We start from the raw sequence: 26,877 nt of genomic DNA on the forward strand, positions 1-26,877 counted from the left end.
ATTCCGCAGACCTCGCCAACAGCTCGTGAGGGTCGCGCGGGCGCGCGACGTGTCGGCGAGAACGCGCGTTCAGACAATGCGCGGCCGCGGGCGCTCGCGCCGAGCTCGCAGCTCAGCCATGCGCCGAACCGGTGCCCTGCGTGCGAACTAACCCCGGGGCCCACCCATGACCGGCAGGATCACGCCGTTGACGTACGACGCGCAGATCGGCGCGGCGAGGAACACGTAGGCGGGCGAAATTTCTTCCGGCTGCGCCGGTCGCCCCATGTCGCTGTCCTGGCCGAATTTCGCCACCGCATCGGCCGGTTTGTCGGCCGGGTTCAACGGCGTCCAGACCGGGCCGGGCGCGACCGCGTTGACCCGGATCCCTCTCGGCAGCAATTGGCTCGCCAACGACTTCGTGAACGCATGGATCGCGCCTTTCGTCGCCGAATAATCCAGCAGATGCTTGCTGCCGAAGATGCCGGTCTCCGAGCCGGTATTGATGATCGATGCGCCCTGCCCCAGATGCGGCAAGGCAGCGCGCGCCATATGGAAATAGCCGGCAATATTGGTCTGAAGGGTTTCCTGCAGATGCGCGTCGCTCAGCTCTTCCAGCGACTGCGCATGCAGTTGGAAGGCGGCGTTGTTGACCAGCACGTCGAGGCGCCCGAACTCAGCGACGGTCTGGGCGACCGCCGCTTCGCAAAACTTCGGGTCGCGCACGTCGCCGGCGATCGCCAAGGCGCGGCGCCCTTCGCGCTCGACGTATCTGCAGGTGTCCAGGGCGTCTTCGTGCTCGTTCAAGTACAGCACCGCCACATCCGCGCCTTCGCGGGCGAACAACACGGCCACCGCGCGTCCGATGCCGGAGTCGCCACCGGTCACGATCGCGACCATGCCGTCGAGCTTGGCGCTGCCCAGATAGCCTTCGGCGGCGAACTTCGGCGCAGGCACGAGATCGCTCTCGCGGCCGGGCTTGAGCAGATGCTGCTTCGGCAGCGGGTTCTCGGGCTGGCTATGCGGCCCGGCCTGCACGGCGGTTTTCCCGGAGGCTTTCTTCGAGGCGGACGGGTCCTGGTTCGCATCGATGTTCTTCTGGATGCTGCGCTGTCGCGCTGCGGTACGCTCGGCCGCCGCCGCCCCCATCGAGGCGGTGGAGGCGGGACGAGGCGAGCGCTTCACCGAGCGGTCTACGGATTTCCCGGGCGACTTGGATGCCTTCTTGCTGGCCATGTGATCACCACGACAGAGGAACAGGCCCCGACCATAGAATCGGCTTCATTCGGTGGACGTGAACGGCCGTTCGACATCAACGCCAGTACAGGCAATCCGCAGCGGACGCTCGTGCGGCCTATCCGCTCGTCGTGACCGACCGGCTTCGTTCATCCGCTGCCTGCATGCGCCTACGCCTGCGACCTCGCTTTTTTGCGCTTGGCGACGAGCGCCTGGCCGACGATCGCGGTCGCGAGCACGGCACTGTTGGTCACGATGAACACCCAATTCCCGACCAGGATGCTGTAGGCCACGAACCCGGCCGAGGCCGCGCACTGGCCGATGAACAGCCATTTCGAAACGCCTGCGGCCTCTTTGTCCTGTTGTTGCTTGACGATCTGCCGTATCAGCGTGGCGATCAGCACCGCCGATGCCAGCCAACCGATCGCATCGGGCGATACCGTCATGCCTGCGCAGCCCGGATCGCCGCCGGCAGACGGTTGTGCACGTGCGTGGCCGCGATCGCGGCCTGCCCGACGGCGACGGAGATCTGGTTGAGGCCGCTGACGACGTCGCCAATCGCATACAGGCCCGCGACCCGCGTCATCTGATGCGCGTCGACGACGATTTCGCCGCTCGCGCTCAGCTCGGCGCCGACCGCCGCGGCCAACGGCGCATTGGTGACGCAGCCCAGGTAGGGATAGATCGTGTCCAGGCGCGTCGTCGCGCCATCCGGCTCGCGATAGCTGCAGCGCTCGCCATCGAAGGCCAGTTCGCCGCCGCCGGCCAGTACGGTCAGCCCGGCCAGATCGTCGGCCTCGTCCGCCGAGTACGCATCGGACGGAATGACGAAGACGTGCTCGGAGTAGCCGCGCAGAAACCGGGCATGCGACGCGAGCCGGGCGCGCGGGCCATACACGCCGATGCGCAGATCGCTCGCTTCATAGGCGTCGCAGACGGCGCACAGGCGGACCGCACCGCAGGCGATCGCGTCCTCGATCCAATCTACCTCGGGCAGCTCGTCCTGCACGCCGCTGGCCAGGATCACCGCTCGCGCACGCCATCGTCCTTCGCGCCCCGACACGATGAACCGTTCATCCCGATGGGCGACGGCATCGACCCAATCGGCACGGAACTGCGCGCCTACGCCCTCGGCCTGACGTTTCATACGCGCCAGCAGATCCACTCCGGAAACGCCGTAGGGAAATCCGGGGCAGTTGTGGCTCTCGGGAATTCGCTTCGCCCGGCTGTTGCCGGCGTCGATCACCAGACAGCTGCGATGGAAGCGCCGCAGATAGGTCGCCGCGGTCAGGCCCGCCGGGCCGCCACCGATCACGATCGCATCGAACTCGTTCATCGCCTGCCCGGGCCGGAGCGCAACGCCGACGCGCATGCGCGAGCCGGCTCATGCGCCTGCACGAGCCTTGGCTCCGACTGGCACTCGCTTATGCGCAGGCAAGTTCGGCCCGATGTCTGTCCGCTGCGCATGGACAAGACCGATCGCCTAGTGCGCGGCGGCGGGCGTGGACACTTCCTTGATCACCGCCGCCGTGGCCCGGCTCTGGCCGGCCAGCGCGATATCCGCCAAGGACACGATGCCGACGAGTTCGCCGGTGGCGTTGACCACCGGCACCCTGCGCACCTGCGCGGTTTCCATCAGGACGACGCAGTCTTGCAGATCGCTGTCTTCGCTCACCGTCTTGACCGGCGAGGTCATCGCTTCGCCGGCGGTGGCGGTGCCGTCGCCGCCGGTGGCGACGATACGGATCGCGATGTCGCGATCCGTCACCACACCGAGCGGCCTTCTTTGCTCATCGAGCACGGGAATCTCGCCGCAGTCGTGGTCGAGCATCAGGCGAGCGATCTCCCGCACCGGCGTGCCGATGAAACAGGTCGCCGGATCCGGCGTCATCAGGGTTTTCGCAGTGATCACGATGCTCCTCCGCAGTGAGTGAAAGATGCAGTGCAAGCGGATTGTCGTCCGCGTTTCGTTCGACCGCCGTGAACCGCGGCGATGGCGGCCTTCACGTCGCGGCAATGACGTTCGCAGCGCGCTCGGCGCAATGAATGGCCGTCAGCGCGCAACTATTATTTTTTGCGCTGCTCCGCCCGCGCATCGCGACGCGTGCGCTACGCCACCCGCGCATTGCCATCGGTCGCGCCGCGCCGCCGATGCGACGGCCGGGACCTAGCGCTTCGGGGCCGGGTCTTGCGGGTCTTCGCCGGGCAAGGGTTGATGCCCCTCACCTTGCGGCAAATCGGCGTTCTGGACTTTCCGCTTCCCGTGCTCGCCTTCCTGCGCAGGATTCTCGCCGGGCAAGGGTTGGTGGCCCTGGCCGTGCGGAGGCCGGCCTTGCTGAGGCCCGCCATCGCGTGGGTTGCCGTTGCTCTTGTTGCCCATGTCCGCTACCTCGTCGCCGCCGAAATCGGGGCGGCCCTTGGACGACGGTGGCCCCCATGAGGTTAAGCAGAAGTCGTGCCCGACCGCCCAGGCGTTCACGAACGCCCAACAACCGCTGCGGCGTTCACCGTCGAGGCGGTGCCCGCCGGCTGCGCCTCAGCGCTGCCGCGTCGCCGGAATATCGACGCGTTGGCTGCGCCGCACGCCGACTTCGATCGACTGCAGGCCGCGGTCGTCGCGCACCGCCCACGGCAGCGGCAGGTTGTCGGGAATCACCGCGATCGTGTGCTTGCCGACCGAAACGCGCGGGAACGAGAACTGGCCGTTGCTGTCGGTGCGCACCGCGTAGCGGCCGTCGAGCACCACAGTCACGTTCGGCGCGGCCTGTTCGGACGCGGCGCGCACACCGTCGTCGTTGTCGTCTAGGAACAGCGAACCGTCGATGCTGCCGACCGCCGAGCCGGGTGCCCCGCCGATCACCGGCAGCGCGCGGCCGGCCTGACGCACGTAACGCAGGGTTAGGAAGGCCGAGCGTTCGCGCGGCAGCGACAGGAACGGCGAGTCGACGATCAGCGGATCGAGCGCGAACGGCGAGCGCTGCGAGCCCTGGCTCTGGTACAGCGCGGCGGTCAGCGACCAGCGCGGTGCGATGCGCCAGTTGATGCCGAGGTTCATGTCGACGCCGCGCATCGCCGCCGGGCCTTCGCCGTGGGTCCAGCGCGCGGTGCCGTCGACGGACACGCGGTCGCCGAGCTCCACGCCGCCGTACATCGAAAAGGTCGTGGTGCGGGTCGTGGTGCGGACCGCAAGCCCGGACGAGGTTTCGTTGCGCTCGCCCCATTCGCCGTACCCGAGCGAGACCGACAAACGCCGGCCTTCGCGCAAGGGCAAGGCCTGGTCGATGCTCGCCTGCCAGCTGCGCCCGACTCCGCCTCCACCGCCGGCGTGATCGAACTGGACGCGAGTCTGGCCCCAATCGTTGCGCCGGTCGGCGAACAACTGCGCCGCGTAGGTGTCGTCGTCGGCGTGACGCAGGCTCAGGCTGGCGCCGTAACCGAACACGCTGCTCGCCTGGTAGCGCGCGAACGCAGTCGCGTACTGGCCGTCGAAGCCGGCGCCGCTGATCGAACGGATGTCGTCGACGCCGGTGTTCCAGCTCCAGCGGCCGTACTGATAGGCCAGCCGGTAATAGCCGCCGCGTACGTCCTGGTTGATCGGCGACGCGCCCCAGGTCAGGCCCGGGTCGAGCGAGAACAGGCCGTAGTGGTGGCGATAGCGGCCGCGTCGCGAACTCGCGTCGATCCAGGCGCCGGTGGCGTTGCCGCCGCCGTCGTGACTGCCGAGCAGGTTCAGTTGCACCGCATCGCGATCGGACCGCCACGCGCTCGCCCAATGCGCGGCCTGGCTGGGCCGGTCGACCAGGCCCGGCTCGCCGACGTCGTCGGGCACGATGCGTCCATCGGTGCTCAGCGCCGAGACCGCGTGGGTCCAACCGGGCGCGCCCTGCCATTGCGCGCCGAACGCGCCGACGTGGCCGTCGGCAACATCGAAACCGACCACGCGGGTGCCGTTGTAGAGCCCGGCGCGCCCGACCGCGCCGTACACGCTCAGGCCGCTGGCGTCGCGGGTCCATTGCGTGCTCAGGCCGGCCATCGCCACGCTCGGCAGGAAGAACCGGTATTGGTTGCGTTGCAACTGCGAGGACGGCGTGTTGATCACGCCCAGGCCGTTGTCGAGACGCCAACCGCCGTCGACGAACAGATTGCGCTGCCATAAGGTCGTCGCCCCGCCCCAACCGCTGTCGTCGGCGAAGCGGTCGCGGTCGCTGTGGAAGACGGTCGCGTCGAGCGACAGGCTGCCCCAGTTCGCGGTTTCCCAGAATCCGCCGGCGGCCAGGCCTTGCTCGCCGAAGTGCTCGTCGCCGCGCTCGGTATAGGCCGCGTTGAGCTCGAGCCGGAACGAACGCGGCAGGCCGTCGCCGTCGACGACCTCGTCTTCGTCGGGCGGCAGCGGCGCCAACGCCTGCGCGGCGATGATGCGGTCGCGGTAGACCGGCGCCGACGCATCGGCCGCCAACGCCGCAGGCGCGGCCGACGCAAGCGTACAGGCGACGCAGATCGCCAGTCTGCGCCGGGCGAGCCGTCGGGCGGGTCTCATTTGTCGATGCGTACGTCGAGTTCGAGGCGCTGACGGCCCCATTCCAATGCGCCCTTCAGGCTCAGCGGATAGACGATCGGCGGCGCCGGCGTGGCCGGGTCGTCGCCTTCCGGCACCAAGGCGATCGAACGCGTTTCGCCCGGAAGAATCGGCAGGCTGGACGGTGCGAGCGCGAACTTGCGGCCATTCGCGTCGACGCCGTCGACCAGCCCTTCCAGACGCGTATGCGCCTTGCCGGTGTTGCGGATGTCGAGCACCGGCAGGCGCCGGCCGTCGATCTCGCGCACCTGGCTGGCGACGTGCTGCAACTGCGCGGCGACCTCGCCGATGCCCAGGTAGACGATGATGCCGATGCGCCCGGACACGGGCACGGTGAGCTGATCGCCGACCATCTCCGGCGCGCCTTCGAGCAGGATCGCGAACCGGCATTCGCTGGGCGCCGCCTGTTCCGGCACCACCACCTCGAAGCGATAACGGCGCTTGCCGTTCGGCGCGATCTCGATCTGCGCCGCTTCCAGGCCGACCCAGGGCCGGCAACTGTCGGGCGCGAGCGCCTCGTCGAACACCGCCGCGCCCTGCGCGTCGAGATGCCAGTCGGCGGTCTTCAGGGTGTAGCGGCCGACCGCATTGGAGATGTTGGAGATCTCGACCACGTTGCGGTACGTGGTGCCGGGCTTGGCCGTGTCTTCGAAGCGCGGCGGCGAAACCAGGGCGGAAAAACCCTGGGCGAAGCTCGGACCGGCGATCGACGACAGCGCGAACGCGAGCGCCGCAAACGTCGAGGCATGGCGCAGGACAGCGGTACGCATCAGAGGTCTTCCACGTCGATTTCGAAGGAGAAATTGAGTTGTTCGGTACGCACCAGCTTCTGTCCGTCGGCCTGGATGGTCAGGCGGATGGTGTCGTCGAGCAGGCCGGCCGGCATGGTGCCGCTGTAGACCAGGGTGCGTTCGCCGGCGCGCAGCGTGCCCGGCAGCAAGCGGCCCTGGGTGGTCCAGGTGGCGGTGATCGGGCCGGTCGCCTGTGGCGGCAAGGTCATATAGACGCGGCCGCTGCGGCCTTGCCACGGCGCGAGGTTCAGACGCACCCACACGGTCAGCGCGCCCGACACCGTCGGCCGCTCGCCGCTGCGCGGCGCGACCGAGTCCCACTGCATGCGCAAGGTGTTGGCGGTGACCTGGCTGGCGCTGTCGTCGACGCGATGGGTGCCGGCCTGCGACGGCAACATCGCGGCGAACAGCGCGCAGGCTGCTATGACGCGCTTCATGGCGCGCTCAAGGTGTAGACCACCTGGCCGGTGTAGGTACCGGAGGCGACGACGGCGTCGTTGGCGTAGCGGAAGGTGTGGCAGCTTTCGCGCCAGGTATTGACCGGAAAACTCGCAAGGGTCTGCGGGCCGCCGGTGAAAGTGCCGGCCAGGATCGGCTGCGCGCCGGTGTCGTTATTGCCGCTGCTGGTCCAGCTGATCTGCGAGAACGGGATCGTACTGCCGGCGCCGTTGCTGAGGCCCGCCGCCGGTGCGGTCGCGGTCAGGGTCGCGGTGCCGGTGCTGCCGGGCAGACGATAGAAACCGCCGACATAGATCTGCGCCGGCACGTTGCAGAAGGCGAAGCCGTCGTAGGAACTGTTGGCCTGGGTGGCGTCGGTGGTCATGACCTGGTCGGTGCCGTTGCCGAGCACCGCCGCGGGCACCGTCACCGAGACTTTGTTGATCGCTCCGCCGCGGCCGGGCGTGCCGCCGCTGGAATAATTGCCGGTGAACACGCCGTTGCCGACCCGCAGGTAGACCATGCGCGCGCCCGGCGAGATCGTGACGACGAAGGCCTGGGCGGTGTCGAACCAGCCCAGCGCAAGCAGGAGCAGCACCCAGCACGCCGGGCGTAAGGACAAAGCCATGTCGGGCCTCTGAAATCGGAACCGTTGCCGCGGGTGCAGGCGAACCGGAACCGTTCCCGCGGTCGCGGGGCGGTCCGGAGCCTTTCCGCGGCTGCGGATCAAGCCGGGGCCGTTCCCGCAACCCCCGGGACAAGCCGGGACCGTTCCCACGGTTGCGGGAACGGAGAATGTCGCAAGGGACGTCCGGCTTGCGGCTTACGGCATCGAAGCCGTGTAAGTGACGCGGCTGTTGTTGGCGTTGACGCCGCCGTAGACGCCCGGAGCGACGACGTTGGCGTTCTTGTACTTGTAGGTCCAGGTCGCGTCGCGGTTGACCAGCTTGCCGGTGCCCGGAACCACGGTGGTCGTGGTGGTCGCGCCGTCGGCCAGGGTCGGATGCGGCAGCGCCGCCGCCGAGGTCAGCACGGCCTCGGTCGCTTCGATCTGACTGTAGGAGATGGTGTCGCCGGCGACGCCATTGCTCAACGCGCCCAGGGTGGTCGAGGTCAGGGTGATGGTGCCGTTGTTGCCGACCAGCTTGGCGGTGACCTTGCCGTCGTTGAGGTCGCCGGAGGCGGCGGTGGCAGCGATGCCCGCGCCACCGATACCGACCTGCGCGGCCGGCACGACGAATGCGATCTGGTTGACCGTGGTGTTGGTGGTGTAGTCCGCACCGCTGCCGACGCGCAGGAACAGGATCTTCGGAATCGTGATCTGGAAGTCCAGCTTGGCGCTGGCGGTGATCGGGGTGCCGGTGCCGGTGGTGTACTGCGACTCGGCTTGGGCGAGCATGGGTACGGCGGCGAGCAGCGAAAGGGCCAAAAGGGACTTCGTGAGCGTTCGCATTATTGGGTTCCAGGGAAGGTCGATAGCGTGCCGGGGCTCCGGGCGCAGGCCATAAAAACGCACAAAGTATGCCAATGAGTGACATTCGGCATATTGCTTGTTAAGTATACGTAAACTTCGTGCGACCGATGTCACACTGCTGACGTTCTTGGTCACACCCCGCCCTGCCCGGTCAATCCCGGTCACACTCTGTACAGCTCGCCTCTTCCACAGAGATCGATACCGTACGTGGCCGGTTGGAAGGCGCGCTGCTGGCCCGGTTGAGGTGCCCGCTCCCCCGCCCGGCTCGCCCGCGCTCCTGTGGATTCGATTGCGTACGGCCCCGCGTCCGGCCCGTCCTGCAGGGGCATTCGGGTCTCCCTGCGAGGCAGGTTGCCGGTTTCGCGGTTGCATTCGCATTCGCGCGGCCCGCCCTAGGGTCTGCCCGACTGCTGCAGCCCGATCCGCCTTACTAAACTCGTACCGCGACCTCCCGCGCACTGGAGCAGTGCCATGTATCCCTCCGATATTTCCGGCCCCTCCCGTCAATGCCTGCCGCCGGCCGAACCGGTCACCCCGGCGCCGCTTACTCCCGTGCAGCAGCAGGAACTCGCCCAGCGCTACGCCCCGATCCTCTACTTCCATCCACAGGAAGAAAATTTCCTGCAGGACCCGAACACCTATATCGAGCAATCGACGTTGCGGCAGGAACGCGACTTCTGGGGCGACAAGGAACTGCATGGGCTGGGCGAGGTGCCGGCGCAGGAACTGGCCGACATCGGGCCCGACAACAAGGATGCCGACAGCCAGTTGTTCCTCGACCACCAGAACGAAGAACTCGGCGACGGCGTCCGCGACGGCGACCTCGCCAACAGCAAAAACCTTTACCAATACGACCCCGAAAGCAACACCATCACCTACCACCTGTTTTATTCCTACAACGACGGCCCGTCCGGCCTTGGCGACGTGCAGAACCACGAAGGCGACTGGGAAAAGATCACCGTGCAGCTCGACGACCAATACCAGCCGACCGCGGTGCGCTATAGCGCCCATGGCGGCTTGAACGCCGAGCGCTCGTGGGCGGACACGCCGAAAGAAGACGGCCGCCCGGTGTCCTACGTCGGCCAGGGCTCGCATGCGAATTTCCCCGAGACCGGTTCTTGGGAAACCAAGGCGCCGGGCATCGACGACTCGGCCAAGAGCGGCGGCGTGCGTTTCGACCTGGCCGGCCAGCCGGCGGTCGATGTGACCACGCAGGATTGGTATGGCGGCCACGTGCTGTGGGGCGAACGCGGCAGCGGCCAGGAACTGGGCATCGGCGAGACCACCGGCCCGACCGGACCGTCGGCCGACAAGGGACCGATCGTGGCCGGCGACGCCGATCCCTCGCTGCAGCCCAACGACGAAAAACCGGGCTTCCCGTTTTATGGGCCTTACCCACCGTTCGTGTTTCCGCCGTGATGTGGCCGGGGTAAAGGTGGCATCGATCGCGATAGCGTTCGCGTTCGCGTGCGATCTTGGGCTTGCTTGAGCGATACGCCGCGAAGCCTAGACCCTGCGGTCGCGACTCACGTCGCTCCTACAGGGATGGATTCGCTGCACTGCGTGCTCATGCCGTGCAGAGCCTGCAGTTGTAGGAGCGACGTGAGTCGCGACCGCGGGACGCACAGAGACAACAATGCCGCCGTCGCTCATCGAAACGGCGTGCCATCGCCAGGGTAGGAACGGCGTCCTACTGGATTTCCTTCGGTCACGAGCCGCGACCACGCCGCAACGCTCTTGCCGCGCACTTATCAAGCAAGATCAAGATCAAACGCCAAAAGCTTCCGCCACTAAAGCGGCGGGTTACTTTCTTTTGTCATAAGCAACAAAAGAAAGATAACCAAAGAAAAATGCTTTTCTTTGAGTCAAGGGCCCGCACGAACGATGCCGACGCGGGGCTTTTTCATACGGGACATCCCTGTGCCGATGAAAAACGGCGCGCATCCCTGCGCGCCGCCCTCCGGGTCTCCATCGGTCTCGCCAGTGCATGGCTACGCCAAGCTCTAAATGGCAACGGCAACGACGAATCTCGCTCTAAGGGTAGGAGCGGCGTGAGCCGCGACCACGAACTGTGGATGGCGACGATACTTCGCAGGCAGTGTCAAATACCGGCCTCGGTCGTGGCTTTGGCCTTTGCTGTTGTTGTGCGACGTCTCGCACTAGCGAAGGTAATCGAAGACCCGGAGGGCGGCCTGCATGGATGCAGGCCGTTTTTCATCGGGACAGGGATGTCCCGTATGAAAAATCCCCGCGGAGGCATCGCTCGTGTGGGCCTGTGATTCAAAGCAAAAGCATTTTTCTTTGGTGACTTTCTTTTGTTGCTTTAGACAAAAGAAAGTTACCCGCCGCTTTAGTGGCGGAAGCTTTTGGCGTTTGATCCTGATCTTGGTCTTGCTTGATCGATACGCCGCGAGACCGAAGCAGCGCGGTCGCGGCTCGCGCCGCTCCTACCCTCAGAGCCCCCACCGCGATGCCACGGACACGAACCAACCCGCGCCACCGGCAACCCCCTCAGCGGCGTATCTCGAACCCCGGGTTCTCATTGAGCGAACCGTCCGCCTCCAGCACCGCGTAACGCTCGCCATCGGGATGGAACACCACCGGAATCGGCTCCAGGAACAGCGGCCGCCGAACGAAACGCAGTTCCCAGCGGAAATGCTCCAGGGTCGTCAACGCGTCCAGCTGCTCGCGGGTCAACCCTGCGCGCAAGGCCACGGCACTGGGCTGCTCGGTTCCGTTGCGTCGTTCGCGTTTGGTCATCGGGTGCCGCTCCTTCGAGAATGCCGCGTTGCGCTCACGCCATGATCTTGCAACGGCATGCGAATGTCACCCGCGCGGCCACTGCCCGTGGGATGCTTCAGCGCCGACGCTCGACGACGAACCGATCCACCGCCACCGATGCTCCCCATCGTGGCGATACGCCCATGCCGACCCGGATGCCCCCGTTCACAGCCGTCCCCGCCGCGCCAGTCATTTCGCCCGTATCGTTTCCAGGAATACACGCTGCCCATCACAGTATCGAGCGATGCCACGCGTTTCGCCTGAACCTCGCACACAGGCGAACGCGGCCGACATTGTGGGCGCCGTCGCGACCGACATGCGGCGCACGCGCGCTCCCACGCGGGCAAGTAAACATCGCGCATTGCTCGCCCTGCATTCCATTCGCCGCAGTGCGGTGTGGTGCCGAGTCGTCACACATCCACGCAGCAACAAGATGAATGCGGCGTTCGAATCAATCCGACCACGCCGTCGTGCGAACGAGCGCGCAGCTTTGCGCAGCGCAGCTTGTCCGCTTTCGATCCGGCGCCTACACTCCGCCGGCCACAGGTGTCCTGCCGCCGTACCGGCGAGCAGGGTGAAACGGGAAGCCGGTGCGAGTCGTCAGACTCCATTCCGGCGCTGCCCCCGCAACGGTAGGCGAGAACACCCGACTCAATACCACTGCGATCTCGCGGGAAGGTGTCGGGGTGATGCGGATCGCTCCGCATCGCTCGCAAGCCCGGAGACCGGCCAGTGGCGGGCATCGCATGCGATGTCGTCCTCGGGTGTTGCGGTGGGCAACCGGACGGGCTGGCTCGACGCGATGTCCGTTGCGTGGAACCGACTTGTCTTGCTCCGCAATCCCCGTCACGCGGGTGAGCGACACGGAGCCGAAACAATGAACGATATGAATCGCGTCGCGACCGAAGTCGCGACGGTCAAGCTGCTGATCGACGGCGCATTCGTCGAATCCCGATCCGAACAATGGCGCGATGTCGTCAACCCCGCCACGCAGGCGGTGCTGGCGCGGGTGCCGTTCGCGACCGCGGACGAAGTCGACGCCGCGGTACGTTCGGCGCACCAGGCCTTCAAGAGCTGGCGCAAGACCCCGATCGGCGCGCGCGCGCGCATCTTCCTCAAGTACCAGCAACTGATCCGCGAGCACATGGGCGAGCTCGCCGCGATCCTCACCGCCGAACAAGGCAAGACCCTGGCCGACGCCGAAGGCGACGTATTCCGCGGCCTGGAAGTGGTCGAGCACGCAGCGGCGATCGGCAACCTGCAACTCGGCGAGTTGGCCAACAACGTCGCCGGCGGCGTCGACACCTACACCCTGTTGCAACCGCTCGGCGTCTGCGCCGGCATCACCCCGTTCAACTTCCCGGCGATGATTCCGCTGTGGATGTTCCCGATGGCCATCGCCACCGGCAACACCTTCGTGCTCAAGCCGTCCGAACAGGACCCGCTGGTGACGATGCGCCTGGTCGAGCTGGCGCTGCAGGCTGGCGTGCCCAAGGGCGTGCTCAACGTCGTCCACGGCGGCGAAGACGTGGTCAATGCGATCTGCGACCACCCCGACATCAAGGCGGTGTCCTTCGTCGGCTCGACCAAGGTCGGCACCCATGTCTACCACCGCGCTTCGCTGGCGGGCAAGCGCGTGCAGTGCATGATGGGCGCGAAGAATCACGCGGTGGTGCTGCCCGACGCCAACAAGGAGCAAACCCTCAACGCCCTCGCCGGCGCCGCGTTCGGCGCCGCCGGCCAACGCTGCATGGCCGCCTCCACCGCGGTGCTGGTCGGCGAAGCGCAGGCCTGGATCCCCGAGCTGGTCGCCAAGGCGCGCACGCTCAAGGTCAATGCCGGCACCGAGCCCGGCACCGATGTCGGCCCGGTAATTTCCTGCGCCGCGCGCGAACGCGTCGAAAGCCTGATCGCCTCCGGCGTCGAGCAAGGCGCACGGCTCGAACTCGACGGCCGCAAGCCGTCCGTGCCGGGTTTCGAGCGCGGCAACTTCGTCGGCCCGACCATCTTCTCCGGGGTCGAGCCCGGCATGCGCATCTACGACGAAGAGATCTTCGGCCCGGTACTGATCGTGCTCGCCGCCGCCACCCTGGAAGCCGCAATCGAGCTGATCAACGCCAATCCCAACGGCAACGGCACCGCTCTGTTCACCCAGTCCGGCGCGGCCGCGCGCCGCTTCCAGGAAGACATCGACGTCGGCCAGGTCGGCATCAACGTGCCGATCCCGGTGCCGGTGCCGCTGTTCTCGTTCACCGGCTCGCGCGCCTCCAAGCTCGGCGACCTCGGCCCCTACGGCAAGCAAGTGGTGATGTTCTACACCCAGACCAAGACGGTCACCGCGCGTTGGTTCGACGACGACACGCTCGGCCACGGCGTCAACACCACGATCAGTCTGAAGTGATGGCCGCCGTCATGAACCTGCAGGCGGTCAGTCCACCGCCGTCGCAGCTCGGCGAAGACCAACTCGCCTTCCGCGAGGCCGCGCGCGATTTCGCCCTGGCTGAACTGGCGCCGCACGCGGCGCACTGGGACGCGCAAGGCATCTTCCCGCGCGAGGCCATCGGCAAGGCCGGCGAGCTCGGGTTCTGCGGCTTGTACGTCGACGAAGCCGCCGGCGGCTCGGGCCTGACCCGGCTCGATGCGGTGGTCGTGTTCGAGGAACTGGCCGCGCTCGATCCGTCCACGGCGGCCTTCATCAGCATCCACAACATGGCCACCTGGATGCTGACCGCGCACGCCTCGCCCGCCGTACGCGACCTCTGGGGGCCTCGGTTGGCCTCCGGCGAATGCCTGGCGTCGTACTGCCTGACCGAACCCGGGGCCGGCTCCGATGCCGCGTCCCTGCGCACCCGCGCCGAGCACGACGGCGATCATTACCTGATCAACGGCGCCAAGGCTTTCATATCCGGCGCGGGCGCCACCGACATGCTGGTGGTGATGGCGCGCACCGGCGGCGACGGCGCACGCGGCATCAGCGCCTTCGCGGTGCCGGCCGATAGCGCCGGCATCGCTTATGGGCGCAAGGAAGAAAAACTCGGCTGGAACAGCCAGCCCACGCGCGGCGTGGTGTTCGACAACGTGCGGGTGCCGGCCGCGCATCTGCTCGCCGGCGAAGGCGACGGTTTCAAGATCGCCATGAAGGGCCTCGATGGCGGCCGCCTCAACATCGCCGCGTGCTCGCTCGGCGCCGCCCAGGGCGCACTCGACGCCGCACGTCGTTACCTCGGCGAACGGCGCCAGTTCGGTAAACCGCTCGCCGAGTTCCAGGCGCTGCAGTTCAAGCTCGCCGACATGGCCACGCAACTGGTCGCGGCGCGGCAGATGGTGCATACCGCGGCGCGCAAGCTCGATGCCGGCAGCGCCGACGCCATCGTCTGGTGCGCGATGGCCAAGCGCTTCGCCACCGATGCCGGCTTCGCCATCTGCAACGAGGCCCTGCAAATCCACGGCGGCTACGGCTACATGCGCGAGTACCCGATCGAGCGGCTGCTGCGCGACTGCCGGGTGCACCAGATCCTGGAAGGCACCAACGAAATCATGCGCGTGATCATTGCGCGCCATCTGCTGAACACCGAAGAGGAATTGCGATGAGCCGTGCCGACAAGCAGCACACCGGAAAGGTCTATGACGGACTGAAGCTCGACATCGACGGCCACACCGCCGTCGTCACCCTGAGCAATCCCCCGGCCAACACCTGGACCCGCGACAGCCTCGCCGCCTTGCGCGAGCTGGTGCGCGACCTCGATGCCGACCGCGAGGTCTACGCCCTGGTCGTCACCGGCGAAGGCGAGAAATTCTTCTGCGCCGGCGCCGACCTGAAGCAGTTCGCCGACGGCGACAAGGCCTTGGCGCGCGAGGCCGCACGCCGCTTCGGCGAAGCCTTCGAAACCCTCAGCGCGTTCCGCGGCGTGTCGATCGCCGCGATCAACGGCTACGCCATGGGCGGAGGGCTGGAATGCGCCCTCGCCTGCGATCTGCGTATCGTCGAGGAGCAGGCCCAACTGGCCCTGCCCGAAGCCACCGTCGGCCTGCTGCCCTGCGCCGGCGGCACCCAGCACCTGCCGCGTCTGGTCGGCGAAGGCTGGGCCAAGCGGATGATGCTGCTCGGCGAACGCGTCGACGCCGCCACCGCCCTGCGCATCGGCCTGGTCGAAGAGGTCGTCGGCAAGGGCGAAGCCAAGGCGCGCGCACTGCAGTGGGCCAAGCAGGCCGAGAAGCAGAGCCCGACCAGCGTCGCCGCTTGCAAGGCCCTGATCCAGGCCACCCGCAGCCAGAGCCACGACACCGCCCTGGTGCGCGAGCGCGAGGCCTTCGTCGATCTGTTCGACAGCGCCGATCAGACCGAGGGCGTGCTCGCCTTCCTGGAAAAGCGCGCGCCGCAGTGGAAGAACGCATGAACGCCGTGCTCGAAAACGAAGCAGTCGCCGCGCCGGTCCTGTTCGAGGAACGCGTCGCCGCCAACGGGCGCCGGATCGGCTTCGCCACCCTGAACGCAGCGGCGACCTTGAACGGTCTGTCGCTGACCATGGCCGAACTGCTCGATGCGCAGTTGCTGGCCTGGGCGCAGGACGAAGCCGTCGCCGTGGTCGTGCTGCAAGGCGCGGGCGAGAAAGCCTTCTGCGCCGGCGGCGACCTGCACGGGCTGTATCGCGGCATGCTGGAGCATCGCGCCAGCGGCAGCCGCGACATCCGCGACAACGTCCACGCGCGCGAGTTCTTCGAGACCGAGTACCGGCTCGACCACCGCATCCACACCTACCCCAAACCATTGCTGTGCTGGGGCCATGGCATCGTCATGGGCGGCGGCATCGGCCTGATGGCCGGCGCCAGCCACCGCGTGGTCAGCGAGCGCTCGAAGCTGGCGTTTCCGGAAATCACCGTCGGCCTGTACCCGGACGTCGGCGGCAGTTGGCTGTTAAACCGGGTGCCGCAACGCGCGGGCTTGTTCCTGGCCTTGACCGGCGCCCCGCTCAACGCCGGCGATGCGATCCATGCCGGCCTCGCCGATCACTATCTGCCGGAAGCGCAACGCGAAACGGTGTACGCCGCACTCGCCGCGGTGAACTGGGCCGACGACGGCGACGATGCGCGCCGGCTCAGCGCGGTACTGAAGGGTTGCGCCGAACCCGCTCCACCCGGCCCCTTGCAGCAACACGCGGCCGCCATCGCCGCAGCCTGCGCGCACGACGATCTGCCCGCGTTAGTCGAAGCGATCGCCGCGCTCGACAGCGACGACGCCTGGCTGCAGAACGCGCGCAAGACCCTCGCCGCCGGCGCGCCCGGCTCGGCCCGGCTCGGTTACGAGTTGCAGCGCCGCGCCGCCGGGCTGTCGCTCGCCGACACCTTTCGTCTCGAATACACCGCATCCCTGCATTGCGCCGCGCACGGCGATTTCGCCGAGGGCATCCGCGCCCTGTTGATCGACAAAGACCGCAGTCCGCGCTGGAACCCCGCCAACCTGGCCGAAGCCACGCCGGCCTGGGCCGAAACCTTCTTCACCGCCCCCTGGCCGGTGCAGGCGCACCCACTCGCCGACCTGGGCGCCCTCACGGAGACCACCGCATGAGCCGCATCGCATTCATCGGCCTGGGCAACATGGGCGGTCCGATGGCCGCCAACCTGCTCAAGGCCGGCCACAGCCTGCGCGTGTTCGATCTCGCACCGGCCCTCGTCGCCGGCGCGGTCGTGGCCGGCGCCCATGCCGCCATCGACGCGGCCGATGCCGTGGTCGATGCCGAAGTGGTGGTCTCGATGCTGCCGGCGAGCCGGCACGTCGAAGGCCTCTACCTCGGCGATGCCGGCCTGCTCGCGCAGATGCCGGCGGGCGCGTTGGTGATCGATTGCAGCACCATCGCCCCGGCCTCGGCGCAGAAAGTCGCCGCGGCCGCGACGGCGCGCGGCCTGCAGATGATCGATGCGCCGGTGTCCGGCGGTACCGTCGGCGCCGCCGCCGGCAGCCTGACCTTCATCGTCGGCGGCGAAGCCTCGGCGCTGGATCGCGCGCGTCCGCTGTTGCAGGCCATGGGCAAGAACATCTTCCACGTCGGCGCCAGCGGCGCCGGCCAGGTCGCCAAGCTGTGCAACAACATGGCGCTCGGCGTGATCATGGCCGCGACCGGCGAAGCGCTGGCGCTCGGCAGCGCCCACGGGCTCGACCCGAAGGTGCTCTCGCAGATGATGGCGGTCAGCACCAGCCGCAGTTGGGCGACGGAAGTCTGCAACCCCTGGCCGGGCGTGCTCGAGAATGCGCCGGCCTCGCGCGGCTACAGCGGCGGCTTCGGCAACGATCTCATGCTCAAGGACCTTGGCCTGGCCGCGGAAGCGGCGATGAGCACCGGCGCCTCGATCCCGCTCGGCGAACTCGCGCGCAATCTGTACGCGATGAACAGCCGCGCCGGCCACGGCGGCCTGGATTTCTCCAGTGTCGTCAAGCTGGTGGCGAAAGACCTGTGAGCGCAGCGGCGCTGAGCCCGGGCCGCGAGCGGCTGCGCCTGCCCGGCGACGGCGGCAGGCTGTTGCTGCACTCGTGCTGCGCGCCGTGCTCGGGCGAGTTGATGGAAGCCTTCGTCGAGTCGCAGATCGACTACACGGTGTTCTTCTACAACCCGAACATCCATTCGCTCAAGGAGTACGAGCTGCGCAAGGAAGAGAACATCCGCTTCGCACAGAAGCACGGCGTGCCCTTCGTCGATGCGGACTACGACACCGAGCGTTGGTTCGCCCGCGCCAAGGGCATGGAGAACGAACCCAAGCGCGGCATCCGCTGCACCATGTGCTTCGACATGCGCTTCGAGCGCATCGCGCTTTATGCGCACGAGCACGGCTTTCCGGTCATCGCCAGTTCGCTCGGCATCTCGCGCTGGAAGAACATGGAGCAGATCAACGGCAGCGGCCACCGCGCCGCCGCGCCGTACGAGGGCCTGGTCTACTGGGACTACAACTGGCGCAAGGCCGGCGGCAGCCAGCGCATGATCGAGATCAGCAAGCGCGAGCAGTTCTATCAGCAGGAATACTGCGGCTGCGTGTACTCGCTGCGCGACAGCAACCGCCACCGCAATGCGCAGGGACGCGAGCGCATCAAGATCGGGCTGATGTATTACGGCAACGACGCCGGCGATTGAGCCACGGCCGCCGGGTGCCGGCCGTTCCGCTGCGAACGGCTCCGCCGCTTACTCGACGATGCGGTGCAGGTTGCCGGAGAAGCTGGCGCGGTCGCGATCCTCGGTCAGCGAGTACAGGCCGTAGCGCTTGTTCAAGCGCGCGCCGTTGTCGCGGATGCCCGGCGACCAGACGAAATCGGCGCGGCTGCGGCTGGAACGCTGCCGCGCCAGGTCGAACGGAACCGACAGATACAGGCCGCGGTCGAAACCGCCGTCGCCGGGCTGGCGCGGCGAGTATTCAGTGAAGGTCGCATAGGCGCCCATGCGCACGCCATTGTTGAACTGGCGCGAGACGTCCACGGTCGCGCCCCAGTCGCGCGCCAGATAACGCCCGGCACTGACCTTCAAGCTGATGTCCTTGTAGCCGGTGTCGATGTAGGCGCTGACATGCCCGGTGACGGTGCGATAGCGGCGGAACGAGAAATCCTGGTCGAAACTGCGCTGGCGCACCCAGTTGACGTCGGCGCCGATCGCCCAGCGCTGCCCGAACGGCCGGTACAAGGTCTCGGCGCCGGCGCCGCCGTACATGCTTTCGAGCATGCCGACATAGGCCATGCCGTACCAATCCGCGCCCAGCGAGCCGGCTGCGGTCAGTTGCAGCTGCGGCATGGTCACGCGCGAGGACGTCACGTACTCGCGCACGTCGCTGCGCACGCGCGGCAAGGCCGTGACCGGGCCGCCGTCGTAGCGATCGTAGTTGTCGGCGATCAGGGCCTCGATGCGGCCGCTCAACCACAGGTTCGATGCGAACCGGTAGTCGGCATCGTAGGCCATACCGATCTTGTACAGGGCGGCGGTGTCGGGCGCACCGAGTTCGTGACCGACGCTGAGGCCGAACCCGCCGTCGTAACGGTCCAGCGGCGCCCGATACAGCAGCTCTTCGCGACGCGCCTGCGGGCGGTTGCGCTCGACGCCGAGGCGGAAGGTCTTGAGGTCGGCCTCGCCATCGAGCAGTTCGCCGAAGCGTTCGCGCTGCACGCTGGTCTCGATCACTTCCATGCCGGCGCGGGTCGAGACCAGGGTGTACCAGTCGACCGAGCCATCGACTTGGTTATCGAGGATGCGAGCGGTGCGGCCCAGCCCCTTCGCCGAATGCCGATAGCGGGTCTGCTCGCCGGTGACGAACAATTCGCTGCCGCGCCGCGAGATCTTGCTGACCCTCACGCCGGCGTTGTCGTACAGCTCGCGGCTGACCTGTTCCCAGTCGACCTGCTCGGGCGCGGCCGGCTCGGGCCACGTCTGCGTCGTTGAGGCCGCTCTCGTCGTAGTCTGCGGCAAGCCGGCAAGTGGCGTTGCGCTGGGTTCGCTGACTGCGATCGGCGGTGCAAGCCCCGTAGACGCTGCCGCTTGCGGCAACGGCGAAACGGGGCTTGCGTCGACCAAGGTCCCCGAAGCTCGCAATATCACAGTCGCCGCCGCGGCGGGCGCGGCTTCCAATGCGACCGGTGCCGCCGAATCCGCCACCGGCGCCACACTCGTTGCCATCGGAATCGCCGGCGCATCGTCGTATCGACGAGCGACCGGCGGCGGGTCCTTGGCCTTGATCGGTTCGGCCAGGCGGGCCGCGTTGGTGTGCAGGGTCAAAGCGAACGAGGCGGTATTGCCGCGCTGCAGGCCCAGGCTCAGGTCGAGATGGCGATTCGGGCGATAAACCACGCCGACGTTGAAGGGCGAACTCTGCTTGATGCGGCGCGGCCCGGGCTCGTGCCGGTAGTCGTTGCCGTCGTATTCGACTTTCACTTCCCAGGGCTTGCCGGCCGGGCGATAGGCTACGCCGCCGAACACCGCGGCGCGGCCATGAAAGTAGCGCGGCCGATCGAACTGATAGCGGGCGTCGGAAAAACCGCTGCGCGAAGGACGATGATCGAAGCGATCGTCGAGCGCCGACAAGGGATTGGCCAGGTTGCCGCGCGCGCCCAGGTTGCCCCAGGCGACGCCGAGGCTGGCGTCGACCGGGCCGAAGCGCTTGTTGGCGACCACATACTCGCTGGAGAAATAGCGCTTGCCGGCGATGTCGCGCGCACCGACCGCCACCTCCGGCAGGTAGCGGCTCTCGCGGCTCAGGCGGATCTTGGCGTCGAAGGCCTTGGCCGAGTTCGAACGGCCGCCGTCCGCGACCGGCGCGGCGTCGTTGTCGAAACGGGTGTAGCGGAAGCTGCCTTCCAGCCACGACAAGGGCTGGGCAGTGAAGTTGTAGCGCGAATACGGCTCGACCCGGCTGACCGACAGCGCGAGTTCGCCTTCGTCGGCCATGCGCGCGGTCGGCGTCTGCCACAGGCCGGCGCCACCGAAGTCGCCCTGGGTCGGCGCCTGATCGCCGGCATGGGCGAAGCGCGCGGCCAGCGTGGCGACGACCAGCAGCGCGATCTGGCTGTGACGCGGAGGCGGTCGGCCGGTATTCAGAACGGCCTCGCATCGGCCGCGGCGGCATCGGCCGCGACCGCTTCGGCCTGCGGCACTTCCCTGCCCGCTTCGGGCAAGGCTTGAGTGGCCAGGAACTCGGCGTACTCGCGATTGAGGTCGGGCGCGGTCCGCCGCACACGCCGGTCATCGATCGGTACATAGATCGTCGTGCCCGGCGCCAGGCGCAGAGGCTCGCCGCGATTCCACAGGGCGATGCCGTACTCGCTGACCCCTCCGTCGGCTTGGACCAGATAAACCCAATCGCGGTCGGCTTCGGCCGTCGCCGGGCAATCGCCGAGATAGTCGCGGACGCCGCGCCAGCTCGCATACGGCAGCACGCAATCCTTGCCGACCGCGCCGACGATGCGAAGCGACTTCGGCAGTTCGGGATAGTGCAGGCGGTCGCCGTCGGCGAGCGGCGCATTGTTCGCACGCTCGCTTTCCAGCGCTTTCGGATCGAGCGAGACGATGCGACGTCCGGTCGCCGGCATCGCCCGCACGCCAGCGCTCATGCGTTCGGCGAGCGCCAGCAGGCCCTCGTCGTTGCGCGCGCTCGCCTCGGCGATCACTTGCGACAGATCGAACAGGACGCCGGTCTTGAAACGGCGCTGCGCTTCGACCAGGCCAGGACGCAGCCAGGCCGCGCCGGCCACATAGGCCTGCGGCCGCACCCGCGCCGCCAGCACGGCATCGCGCAGGCGCGCTTTACCCGCATACACCTGCTCGCCGGGATGCTCGACCGCACCGCTCACCGAGACTCGTGTCTGCGCGCCGGCCGCAGCGCCGCACAAGACGAGCGACACCAGCGTCGTCAGCGCGAATCGCGCAGCGAGCGCGCAGAGCAAGGCACGGGCGAACGCAGGCCTCCGAAGGAATCGGCCGCCCACGAGCCCTGCATTGGTGCTGCGATTACCCATCCGCTCGATCGCCTTACTGCTCAGACCTGCCGACTCAGCGCTCGAGCAGGTCCTGCGTGTTCGCGGAGTTGTTGAGGATGTTGGAGAACGGCAACAACTGGTTGACGAATCGGTTCCAACGCGTCACCCCGGCCGGCCCGACGAACACCACGTCGCCGGCCCGCACCGTGAACTGGCTGGCCAAGGCGTACGACGCCGGCGACTTGGCGCTGAGGTGATAGATCTTGGCCGGCTGCTTCTGCATGTCCTCGACGCCGCGGATGACGTAGACCGCATCGCCCTTGGCGGTCAGCGGATTGAGGCCGCCGGTGCGTCCGAGCGCCTGCGACAGGGTCATGTCGCTGGTCTTGAAGTTGATCGCCATCGGCCGGATCACTTCGCCGACCACATAGACTTCCTTGCGGTCGTTGTAGGGCAGATAGATGTGGTCGCCGGCCCTCAGATAAATGTCGGGCGCGATCTGCTTGCCGCGGTTGAGCGCGTCGAGATCGATGCGGTAGTGCTGGCCGGCGCGGGTCAGCACCAGGCCGGACAGATCCGCGCGCAAGGGGTCGATGGTGGCGCTGCCGATGGCCTGCGACAGGGTCAGCGGCGTGGCGGTGATCGACTGGCGCTCGGTCTTCACGAACGCGCCCTGCAAGGTCACGCGCTGGCTGCCGTAATCGATGATGCTGACGTCGACCTGCGGGCTTTCGATCACCTGGGCGATCTTCGCGGTGATCAAGGTGCGCAGTTCGTCGATGGTCTTGCCCTGCGCCTGCAGGGAGCCGATATAAGGATAGAACAGCGTGCCGTCGGGCCCGACCATGCGGCCGTTGGCGGCGGTCTGCTGCTGGGTGCCGGCCGGCGAAGTCAGTTCGGGGTGGTCCCAGATGGTGATGTACAGCGTGTCGCCGGCGCCGATGCGGTAAGGCTCGGGCTTGTAGCCCAACAATTCCGCCGGCACTTCCGCCACCGGCGCCTCGGCCTTGTCCATTGCCAGCAGCTTCGGCGTGATCGGCACGATCTCGACGTGGTCCTCGTCGAGGGACGCGTCGCTCACGAACTGCTTCGGGCTCATGTGTTGGCCCGGGGCCAACATGCAGCCGTTGAGTCCGACGACGGCGGCGGCGATCGCCACCCAGCCAGAAAGCTTTCTCATATGCGGTTCAGTCTCTCGATGTCGCGGGCGCGGGTAGCGCGCCGGACGGGTTCGTGCATCGGCCTGTCGATGGACGGCCGACTTCATGGATGTCGATGGGGAGGTCGTTGAGTCGGCCGGTGCCGACGTGGCCGCGTCAGAGAACCTTGCCGGCTCGGTTAACGCGATGGCCGCCGGCACGCGCACCCGGTTCGGGCTGCAGCGCTGCGGCGGACGAAGGGCCCGGGCGATCCGGCGCGGCCCAATGCGTTGCGGAAGGCGAAGCCAGGGGCGCGGTCGGGTGGAGCGGCGCGGTGGCCTGCGGCAACAAGGGCGAGGTACTTCATGAGACGTGGGCTCCTAGCGGATACGATCGTTAGCAGTGCAGTCCCCTGCCCGAAGTATAGCGACAGCGCGCGGCGATTGGCCCCTCGCCGTTCACGCGCATTCGGGCAAACGGTACCTGATCACGTTTTTCGCGAGCGCGCGATACGGCGCGAAGCGGCCGCAACGCGCGCAGCAAGGCCTTGCGCGCCCTGCGCATACGCCATATCGCGCCGGCGATGTTCAGCGAAGGCTTAAGTTTCGCGTTGCGATACGTGACCGCATCGCCGATCCTCCATCGCCGATGCAATGCGCGTTGCGTACGTATGGCATCGCCGACGAGCGGCTTCGACAATCGTCGACGATGGCGTATCCAAGGCAACGCAATGCGGATAACGCAATGCGGATAAATCCAAATCCGTCAAAATATTCCGTTAAAACACCGTATTGCGAGCGAATTCGTTCCGCGCGCACGCAATCGCCAAGTGACTCGCGTCACGTCTTTGAAGTCGCGGGCCTGCTTCGTGTTGACCCTGCAAGAATCAGCTCTTACATTCCGCACCGTCACTTTCGGCGCACTGCAACATGTTGCGTGCATCGAGTCGCCGACGGCACGGAGCCGGACGAAAGGCCCGAACGATCGCACCCTCGGGCTCTGAGATTCTGCAGCCGCCGGCATCGCGCACGCGAGGTCGAAACTTTCCCGGGCCGTTCCGATGCCCCATCCAAGGTGAGACCTACCGCACGTGTTCAACCGGGTTTTGATGGTCTGCATCGGCAACATCTGCCGAAGTCCGACCGCTGAAGTACTACTGCGGCACCGCCTGCAAGGCAAGAACATCGTCGTCGAGTCGGCGGGCCTGGCCGCGGTGGTCGGCCATCCGATCGACGCCACCGCGCAAGTCCTGCTCAACGAGCACGGCTTGAACGGCGAGTCGCACGTTGCGCGGCAGATCGATCGCGCCATGATCGACTCGGCCGACCTGATCCTGGCGATGGAGCGCAAACACCTAGACGCGGTGCTGCAATTGGCGCCGCACGCACGTGGCAAAACCTACCTGCTGGGCAAATGGCAGGACGACACCGCGGTTCCGGACCCGTACCGGAAACCGCGCAGCGCTTTCGAACAGGCCTATCAGCTGATCAACTCAGGGGTGAGTAGCTGGGCGGCCCGTCTTTGACATAGCACGATCCACTTTTCAGCAGGTCTCACCCCAATGTCGAAAACATCCGCGGCTCCTGGTCCGTCTCAGGACGATAACGATGAGATCGATCTGGCCGCGCTACTCGGCACGCTTATCGACCACAAGTGGCTGATCGCCAGCGTCACCGCGGCCGGCTTCGCCCTCAGCGTCGCCTATGCCCTGCTCGCCGCGCCTGTCTATCAGGCCAACGCGATGATCCAGGTCGAATCCAATACCCCCACCCTGCCCGGCCTCAATGCGGTCTCGCAGGTGCTGACCGATTCGGCGCCGCAGGCGGTCACCGAGATCGCGCTGTTGACCTCGCGCGCAGTGGTCGGCAAGGCAGTGCAAGACCTCAAGCTCGACGTGCAGGTCGAACCCAGGCAGTTCCCGCTGATCGGCGGCGTGCTGTCGCGTGGTTTCAGCCCGTCGACGCCGGGCGAAGTCGCTTCGCCGTGGTTCGGCCTGAGCAGCTACGGCTGGGGCGGCGAGCGTCTCGACGTGTTCCAGTTCGACGTCTCCAAGGAACTGCTCGGCCTGCCGCTGACCTTGGTCGCCGACAACGGCGGCGCGTACCGCTTATACGACGAAGACGACACCCTGCTGCTGACCGGCAAGGTCGGCGAGCCCGCCGCGGGCGGCGGCGTCAAGCTGCAGATCAAGGAGATGGCGGCCAACCCGGGCATGCGCTTCGACCTGGTCAAGCTGCCCAGCCTGGCGATCATCACCGCCCTGCAGAAGAACCTGACCGCGACCGAGCGCGCCAAGGACTCCGGCATCATCCAGCTGAGCTATCTGCTCGGCGACCCGGCCCAGGCCGCCGCGACCCTGGACGCGATCACCCGCCAGTACACCCGCCAGAACGTCGAACGCAATTCCGCCGAAGCCGCCAACAGCCTGGAATTCGTCAAGGGCCAGTTGCCGAACGTGCGCCGCGACCTGGAGAAGGCCGAGCAGGCGCTCAACGCCTATCAGTCGCAGGCGCATACCGTCGACATCACCGTCGAGACCAAGTCCTACCTCGACCAGATCGTCGCCCTCGACAACAGCATCTCGCAATTGAAGATGCAGCAGGCCGAAGTCAGCCGCCGCTACACCCCCAAGCACCCGGCCTACCGGGCGCTGCTGGAACAGCTCGGCGAAATCGAGGCGCGCAAGAAGGAACTCAGCGACCGCATCGGCGGCCTGCCCGAGACCCAGCAGGAACTGCTGCGCCTGACCCGCGACATGCAGGTCAGCACCCAGACCTACACCAACCTGCTCAACCAGGCCCAGCAGCTCGACATCGCGCGCGCCGGCACGGTCGGCAACGCTCGCGTCATCGACCCCTCGGTGGTCGACGTCAATGAGCCGGTCAAGCCCAAACGCCTGCAGTTGGTGCTGATCGGCACCTTCCTCGGCGCGTTCGCGGCGATCGGCTGGGTGCTGGTGCGGCAGATGCTCAACCGCGGCGTCGAGGAGGCCAAGGAAATCGAACAGCTGGGCCTGCCGGTCTACGCCTCGATTCCGATGAGCCAGTACCAGCGCGACCACGAAAGCCTCGGCAAGCAGTTGCGCAGCAACGGCAAGCGCCACGACAAGCCGCACCTGTTGTCGCTGGATGCGCCCAACGATCTGGCGATCGAGGCCATGCGCAGCCTGCGCACCGGCCTGCATTTCGCCATGATGGAGGCCAAGAACAACATCCTGATGATCTGCGGCTCGGGCCCGAGCGCCGGCAAGACCTTCGTCTCGACCAACCTGGCCACCGTCATCAGCCAGGGCGGCCAGCGCGTGCTGCTGATCGACGCCGACCTGCGCCGCGGCACCCTGCATCGGGTCATGGGCCACACCAACCAGAACGGTTTGTCCGATCTGCTGGTCGGCCGCGTCGACGTCGCCGGCGCGACGCGCCATTCGACCATCCCCGGGCTGGACTTCATTCCGCGCGGACAGGTACCGCCGAATCCATCCGAGCTGTTGATGCACCCGAACTTCGCCACGCTGTTGAACACGGTGTCGCAACGCTACGACCTGGTAGTCATCGACACCCCGCCGATCCTGGCGGTGACCGACGCGGCGATCATCGGCCGCTACGCCGGCACCAGCCTGCTGGTCGCGCGTTTCGGCTTCAATTCCGCCAAGGAACTGGCGCTCGCCAAGCAGCGCTTCGAGCAGAACGGTATCGAGCTCAGAGGCGCCATTCTCAACGCGGTAGAGAAGCGCCATGACAGCACCTACGCCTACGGTTACGAATACCAACCGGTCCCCGAGCGCTGATCCGCGCGTCGCTGCGCCGGCAGGATCCGTGCGCAGCGAACGCCGTGGATGCACCGATCCGCGCTCGATGCGATCGGGTTCTGCGGATGTCGTCGCAAGCGCGATGCGAACCGGATCGAGAACGGAACTCGATCGACGTACATATGCACGACGCGCTTTCGCTTATGCAAAAGCGCCATTTGGAACCGCCGACGGCTGCGGCACAGTCGCAGAGGCGGCGCGGTTCGATGCAGGG

At 67.1% G+C, this 26,877-nt stretch carries 23 protein-coding genes and 1 riboswitch; of the genes, 10 read left to right on the top strand and 13 right to left on the bottom strand.

From position 1 onward, the window contains the following. Nucleotides 1–147 precede the first annotated feature (147 nt). The 4 genes from ACKN61_RS15910 to ACKN61_RS15925 form a co-directional block, all read right to left on the bottom strand. Nucleotides 148–1,215, bottom strand: coding sequence for an SDR family oxidoreductase (locus ACKN61_RS15910; protein WP_408950355.1), 1,068 nt, complete (start codon nucleotides 1,213–1,215; stop codon nucleotides 148–150). Nucleotides 1,216–1,385: 170 nt separating this feature from the next. Continuing rightward, a complete protein-coding gene (locus tag ACKN61_RS15915; RefSeq protein ID WP_408950356.1) occupies nucleotides 1,386–1,661 on the bottom strand; it encodes a hypothetical protein in 276 nt (91 codons plus the stop codon). Beyond that, nucleotides 1,658–2,551 (bottom strand): NAD(P)/FAD-dependent oxidoreductase, encoded by an 894-nt coding sequence (locus ACKN61_RS15920; RefSeq protein WP_408950357.1) that lies wholly within the window; start codon nucleotides 2,549–2,551, stop codon nucleotides 1,658–1,660. Before ACKN61_RS15920 ends, ACKN61_RS15915 begins: the two co-directional genes overlap by 4 nt. Before the next feature lie 147 nt (nucleotides 2,552–2,698). Beyond that, a complete protein-coding gene (locus tag ACKN61_RS15925) occupies nucleotides 2,699–3,127 on the bottom strand; it encodes a CBS domain-containing protein (RefSeq protein WP_408950358.1) in 429 nt (142 codons plus the stop codon). 303 nt (nucleotides 3,128–3,430) lie between these two features. On the opposite strand from ACKN61_RS15925, the gene ACKN61_RS15930 reads away from it, so the two are divergent. Continuing rightward, a complete protein-coding gene (locus ACKN61_RS15930; RefSeq protein WP_408950359.1) occupies nucleotides 3,431–3,655 on the top strand; it encodes a hypothetical protein in 225 nt (74 codons plus the stop codon). Between the two features lie 96 nt (nucleotides 3,656–3,751). Here ACKN61_RS15930 and ACKN61_RS15935 read toward each other — a convergent pair whose 3' ends face one another. The 5 genes from ACKN61_RS15935 to ACKN61_RS15955 form a co-directional block, all read right to left on the bottom strand. Next, entirely contained in the window at nucleotides 3,752–5,752 is a 2,001-nt protein-coding gene (locus ACKN61_RS15935; RefSeq protein WP_408950360.1) for a hypothetical protein, read from the bottom strand. Further along, nucleotides 5,749–6,561, bottom strand: coding sequence for a hypothetical protein (locus tag ACKN61_RS15940; protein WP_408950361.1), 813 nt, complete (start codon nucleotides 6,559–6,561; stop codon nucleotides 5,749–5,751). Before ACKN61_RS15940 ends, ACKN61_RS15935 begins: the two co-directional genes overlap by 4 nt. Further along, entirely contained in the window at nucleotides 6,561–7,019 is a 459-nt protein-coding gene (locus ACKN61_RS15945; protein WP_408950362.1) for a hypothetical protein, read from the bottom strand. Before ACKN61_RS15945 ends, ACKN61_RS15940 begins: the two co-directional genes overlap by 1 nt. Continuing rightward, entirely contained in the window at nucleotides 7,016–7,648 is a 633-nt protein-coding gene (locus tag ACKN61_RS15950) for a hypothetical protein (RefSeq protein ID WP_408950363.1), read from the bottom strand. The genes ACKN61_RS15945 and ACKN61_RS15950 overlap by 4 nt, the downstream gene beginning before the upstream one ends. A gap of 195 nt (nucleotides 7,649–7,843) precedes the next feature. Beyond that, nucleotides 7,844–8,473 (bottom strand): hypothetical protein, encoded by a 630-nt coding sequence (locus tag ACKN61_RS15955; protein WP_408950364.1) that lies wholly within the window; start codon nucleotides 8,471–8,473, stop codon nucleotides 7,844–7,846. Between the two features lie 492 nt (nucleotides 8,474–8,965). Here ACKN61_RS15955 and ACKN61_RS15960 point away from each other — a divergent pair, with 492 nt between their 5' ends. After that, nucleotides 8,966–9,913: a Vps62-related protein gene (locus ACKN61_RS15960; RefSeq protein ID WP_408950365.1), complete on the top strand. Its 948-nt coding sequence runs from the start codon at nucleotides 8,966–8,968 to the stop codon at nucleotides 9,911–9,913. Nucleotides 9,914–11,005: 1,092 nt separating this feature from the next. On the opposite strand, the gene ACKN61_RS15965 is transcribed toward ACKN61_RS15960, so the two are convergent. Further along, nucleotides 11,006–11,254: a hypothetical protein gene (locus tag ACKN61_RS15965; protein WP_408950366.1), complete on the bottom strand. Its 249-nt coding sequence runs from the start codon at nucleotides 11,252–11,254 to the stop codon at nucleotides 11,006–11,008. A gap of 548 nt (nucleotides 11,255–11,802) precedes the next feature. After that, a riboswitch (cobalamin riboswitch) is annotated at nucleotides 11,803–12,024 on the top strand. A 137-nt stretch (nucleotides 12,025–12,161) separates the two neighbouring features. Between ACKN61_RS15965 and ACKN61_RS15970 the strand changes: the two genes are divergently transcribed. The 6 genes from ACKN61_RS15970 to ACKN61_RS15995 are packed head-to-tail and all read left to right on the top strand — an operon-like array spanning nucleotide 12,162 to nucleotide 18,396. Next, nucleotides 12,162–13,676 carry a CoA-acylating methylmalonate-semialdehyde dehydrogenase gene (locus ACKN61_RS15970; RefSeq protein WP_408953841.1) on the top strand — a complete coding sequence of 505 codons (1,515 nt, stop codon included), beginning with the start codon at nucleotides 12,162–12,164 and terminating at the stop codon, nucleotides 13,674–13,676. Nucleotides 13,677–13,687: 11 nt separating this feature from the next. Further along, entirely contained in the window at nucleotides 13,688–14,866 is a 1,179-nt protein-coding gene (locus ACKN61_RS15975; protein ID WP_408953842.1) for an acyl-CoA dehydrogenase family protein, read from the top strand. Further along, nucleotides 14,863–15,672 carry an enoyl-CoA hydratase gene (locus tag ACKN61_RS15980; protein ID WP_408950367.1) on the top strand — a complete coding sequence of 270 codons (810 nt, stop codon included), beginning with the start codon at nucleotides 14,863–14,865 and terminating at the stop codon, nucleotides 15,670–15,672. Before ACKN61_RS15975 ends, ACKN61_RS15980 begins: the two co-directional genes overlap by 4 nt. Next, nucleotides 15,669–16,841: an enoyl-CoA hydratase/isomerase family protein gene (locus tag ACKN61_RS15985; RefSeq protein WP_408950368.1), complete on the top strand. Its 1,173-nt coding sequence runs from the start codon at nucleotides 15,669–15,671 to the stop codon at nucleotides 16,839–16,841. Before ACKN61_RS15980 ends, ACKN61_RS15985 begins: the two co-directional genes overlap by 4 nt. Then, the gene (gene mmsB, locus ACKN61_RS15990) at nucleotides 16,838–17,728 is read left to right on the top strand and encodes a 3-hydroxyisobutyrate dehydrogenase (protein WP_408950369.1); all 891 of its coding nucleotides are present in this window, start codon (nucleotides 16,838–16,840) and stop codon (nucleotides 17,726–17,728) included. Before ACKN61_RS15985 ends, mmsB begins: the two co-directional genes overlap by 4 nt. Continuing rightward, entirely contained in the window at nucleotides 17,725–18,396 is a 672-nt protein-coding gene (locus ACKN61_RS15995) for an epoxyqueuosine reductase QueH (RefSeq protein ID WP_408950370.1), read from the top strand. The genes mmsB and ACKN61_RS15995 overlap by 4 nt, the downstream gene beginning before the upstream one ends. A 48-nt stretch (nucleotides 18,397–18,444) precedes the next feature. On the opposite strand, the gene ACKN61_RS16000 is transcribed toward ACKN61_RS15995, so the two are convergent. The 3 genes from ACKN61_RS16000 to ACKN61_RS16010 form a co-directional block, all read right to left on the bottom strand. Continuing rightward, the gene (locus ACKN61_RS16000; protein ID WP_408950371.1) at nucleotides 18,445–20,688 is read right to left on the bottom strand and encodes a YjbH domain-containing protein; all 2,244 of its coding nucleotides are present in this window, start codon (nucleotides 20,686–20,688) and stop codon (nucleotides 18,445–18,447) included. A gap of 146 nt (nucleotides 20,689–20,834) precedes the next feature. Further along, nucleotides 20,835–21,590 carry a capsule biosynthesis GfcC family protein gene (locus ACKN61_RS16005; RefSeq protein ID WP_408950372.1) on the bottom strand — a complete coding sequence of 252 codons (756 nt, stop codon included), beginning with the start codon at nucleotides 21,588–21,590 and terminating at the stop codon, nucleotides 20,835–20,837. Between the two features lie 199 nt (nucleotides 21,591–21,789). Beyond that, entirely contained in the window at nucleotides 21,790–22,896 is a 1,107-nt protein-coding gene (locus ACKN61_RS16010) for a polysaccharide biosynthesis/export family protein (RefSeq protein ID WP_408950373.1), read from the bottom strand. A gap of 1,049 nt (nucleotides 22,897–23,945) precedes the next feature. Between ACKN61_RS16010 and ACKN61_RS16015 the strand changes: the two genes are divergently transcribed. Beyond that, a complete protein-coding gene (locus ACKN61_RS16015; RefSeq protein ID WP_031372789.1) occupies nucleotides 23,946–24,380 on the top strand; it encodes a low molecular weight protein-tyrosine-phosphatase in 435 nt (144 codons plus the stop codon). Nucleotides 24,381–24,416: 36 nt separating this feature from the next. Further along, the gene (locus ACKN61_RS16020; protein ID WP_408950374.1) at nucleotides 24,417–26,642 is read left to right on the top strand and encodes a polysaccharide biosynthesis tyrosine autokinase; all 2,226 of its coding nucleotides are present in this window, start codon (nucleotides 24,417–24,419) and stop codon (nucleotides 26,640–26,642) included. The last annotated feature ends 235 nt before the right edge of the window (nucleotides 26,643–26,877 follow it).

Origin of the sequence: Lysobacter sp. Hz25, from assembly GCF_046097045.1 — a bacterium.
In the GTDB taxonomy this organism is placed as follows: Bacteria; Pseudomonadota; Gammaproteobacteria; order Xanthomonadales; family Xanthomonadaceae; genus Lysobacter; species Lysobacter antibioticus_B.

Excerpts from the sequence above, each read along its gene's own strand:
- ACKN61_RS15910 (WP_408950355.1), bottom strand. The coding sequence starts at position 1,215 with ATGGCCAGCAAGAAGGCATCCAAGTCGCCCGGGAAATCCGTAGACCGC.
- ACKN61_RS15915 (WP_408950356.1), bottom strand. The coding sequence starts at position 1,661 with ATGACGGTATCGCCCGATGCGATCGGTTGGCTGGCATCGGCGGTGCTG.
- ACKN61_RS15920 (WP_408950357.1), bottom strand. The coding sequence starts at position 2,551 with ATGAACGAGTTCGATGCGATCGTGATCGGTGGCGGCCCGGCGGGCCTG.
- ACKN61_RS15930 (WP_408950359.1), top strand. The coding sequence starts at position 3,431 with ATGCCCCTCACCTTGCGGCAAATCGGCGTTCTGGACTTTCCGCTTCCC.
- ACKN61_RS15935 (WP_408950360.1), bottom strand. The coding sequence starts at position 5,752 with ATGAGACCCGCCCGACGGCTCGCCCGGCGCAGACTGGCGATCTGCGTC.
- ACKN61_RS15940 (WP_408950361.1), bottom strand. The coding sequence starts at position 6,561 with ATGCGTACCGCTGTCCTGCGCCATGCCTCGACGTTTGCGGCGCTCGCG.
- ACKN61_RS15945 (WP_408950362.1), bottom strand. The coding sequence starts at position 7,019 with ATGAAGCGCGTCATAGCAGCCTGCGCGCTGTTCGCCGCGATGTTGCCG.
- ACKN61_RS15950 (WP_408950363.1), bottom strand. The coding sequence starts at position 7,648 with ATGGCTTTGTCCTTACGCCCGGCGTGCTGGGTGCTGCTCCTGCTTGCG.
- ACKN61_RS15955 (WP_408950364.1), bottom strand. The coding sequence starts at position 8,473 with ATGCGAACGCTCACGAAGTCCCTTTTGGCCCTTTCGCTGCTCGCCGCC.
- ACKN61_RS15960 (WP_408950365.1), top strand. The coding sequence starts at position 8,966 with ATGTATCCCTCCGATATTTCCGGCCCCTCCCGTCAATGCCTGCCGCCG.
- ACKN61_RS15965 (WP_408950366.1), bottom strand. The coding sequence starts at position 11,254 with ATGACCAAACGCGAACGACGCAACGGAACCGAGCAGCCCAGTGCCGTG.
- ACKN61_RS15970 (WP_408953841.1), top strand. The coding sequence starts at position 12,162 with ATGAATCGCGTCGCGACCGAAGTCGCGACGGTCAAGCTGCTGATCGAC.
- ACKN61_RS15975 (WP_408953842.1), top strand. The coding sequence starts at position 13,688 with ATGAACCTGCAGGCGGTCAGTCCACCGCCGTCGCAGCTCGGCGAAGAC.
- ACKN61_RS15980 (WP_408950367.1), top strand. The coding sequence starts at position 14,863 with ATGAGCCGTGCCGACAAGCAGCACACCGGAAAGGTCTATGACGGACTG.
- ACKN61_RS15985 (WP_408950368.1), top strand. The coding sequence starts at position 15,669 with ATGAACGCCGTGCTCGAAAACGAAGCAGTCGCCGCGCCGGTCCTGTTC.
- mmsB (WP_408950369.1), top strand. The coding sequence starts at position 16,838 with ATGAGCCGCATCGCATTCATCGGCCTGGGCAACATGGGCGGTCCGATG.
- ACKN61_RS16000 (WP_408950371.1), bottom strand. The coding sequence starts at position 20,688 with ATGGCCGACGAAGGCGAACTCGCGCTGTCGGTCAGCCGGGTCGAGCCG.
- ACKN61_RS16010 (WP_408950373.1), bottom strand. The coding sequence starts at position 22,896 with ATGAGAAAGCTTTCTGGCTGGGTGGCGATCGCCGCCGCCGTCGTCGGA.
- ACKN61_RS16020 (WP_408950374.1), top strand. The coding sequence starts at position 24,417 with ATGTCGAAAACATCCGCGGCTCCTGGTCCGTCTCAGGACGATAACGAT.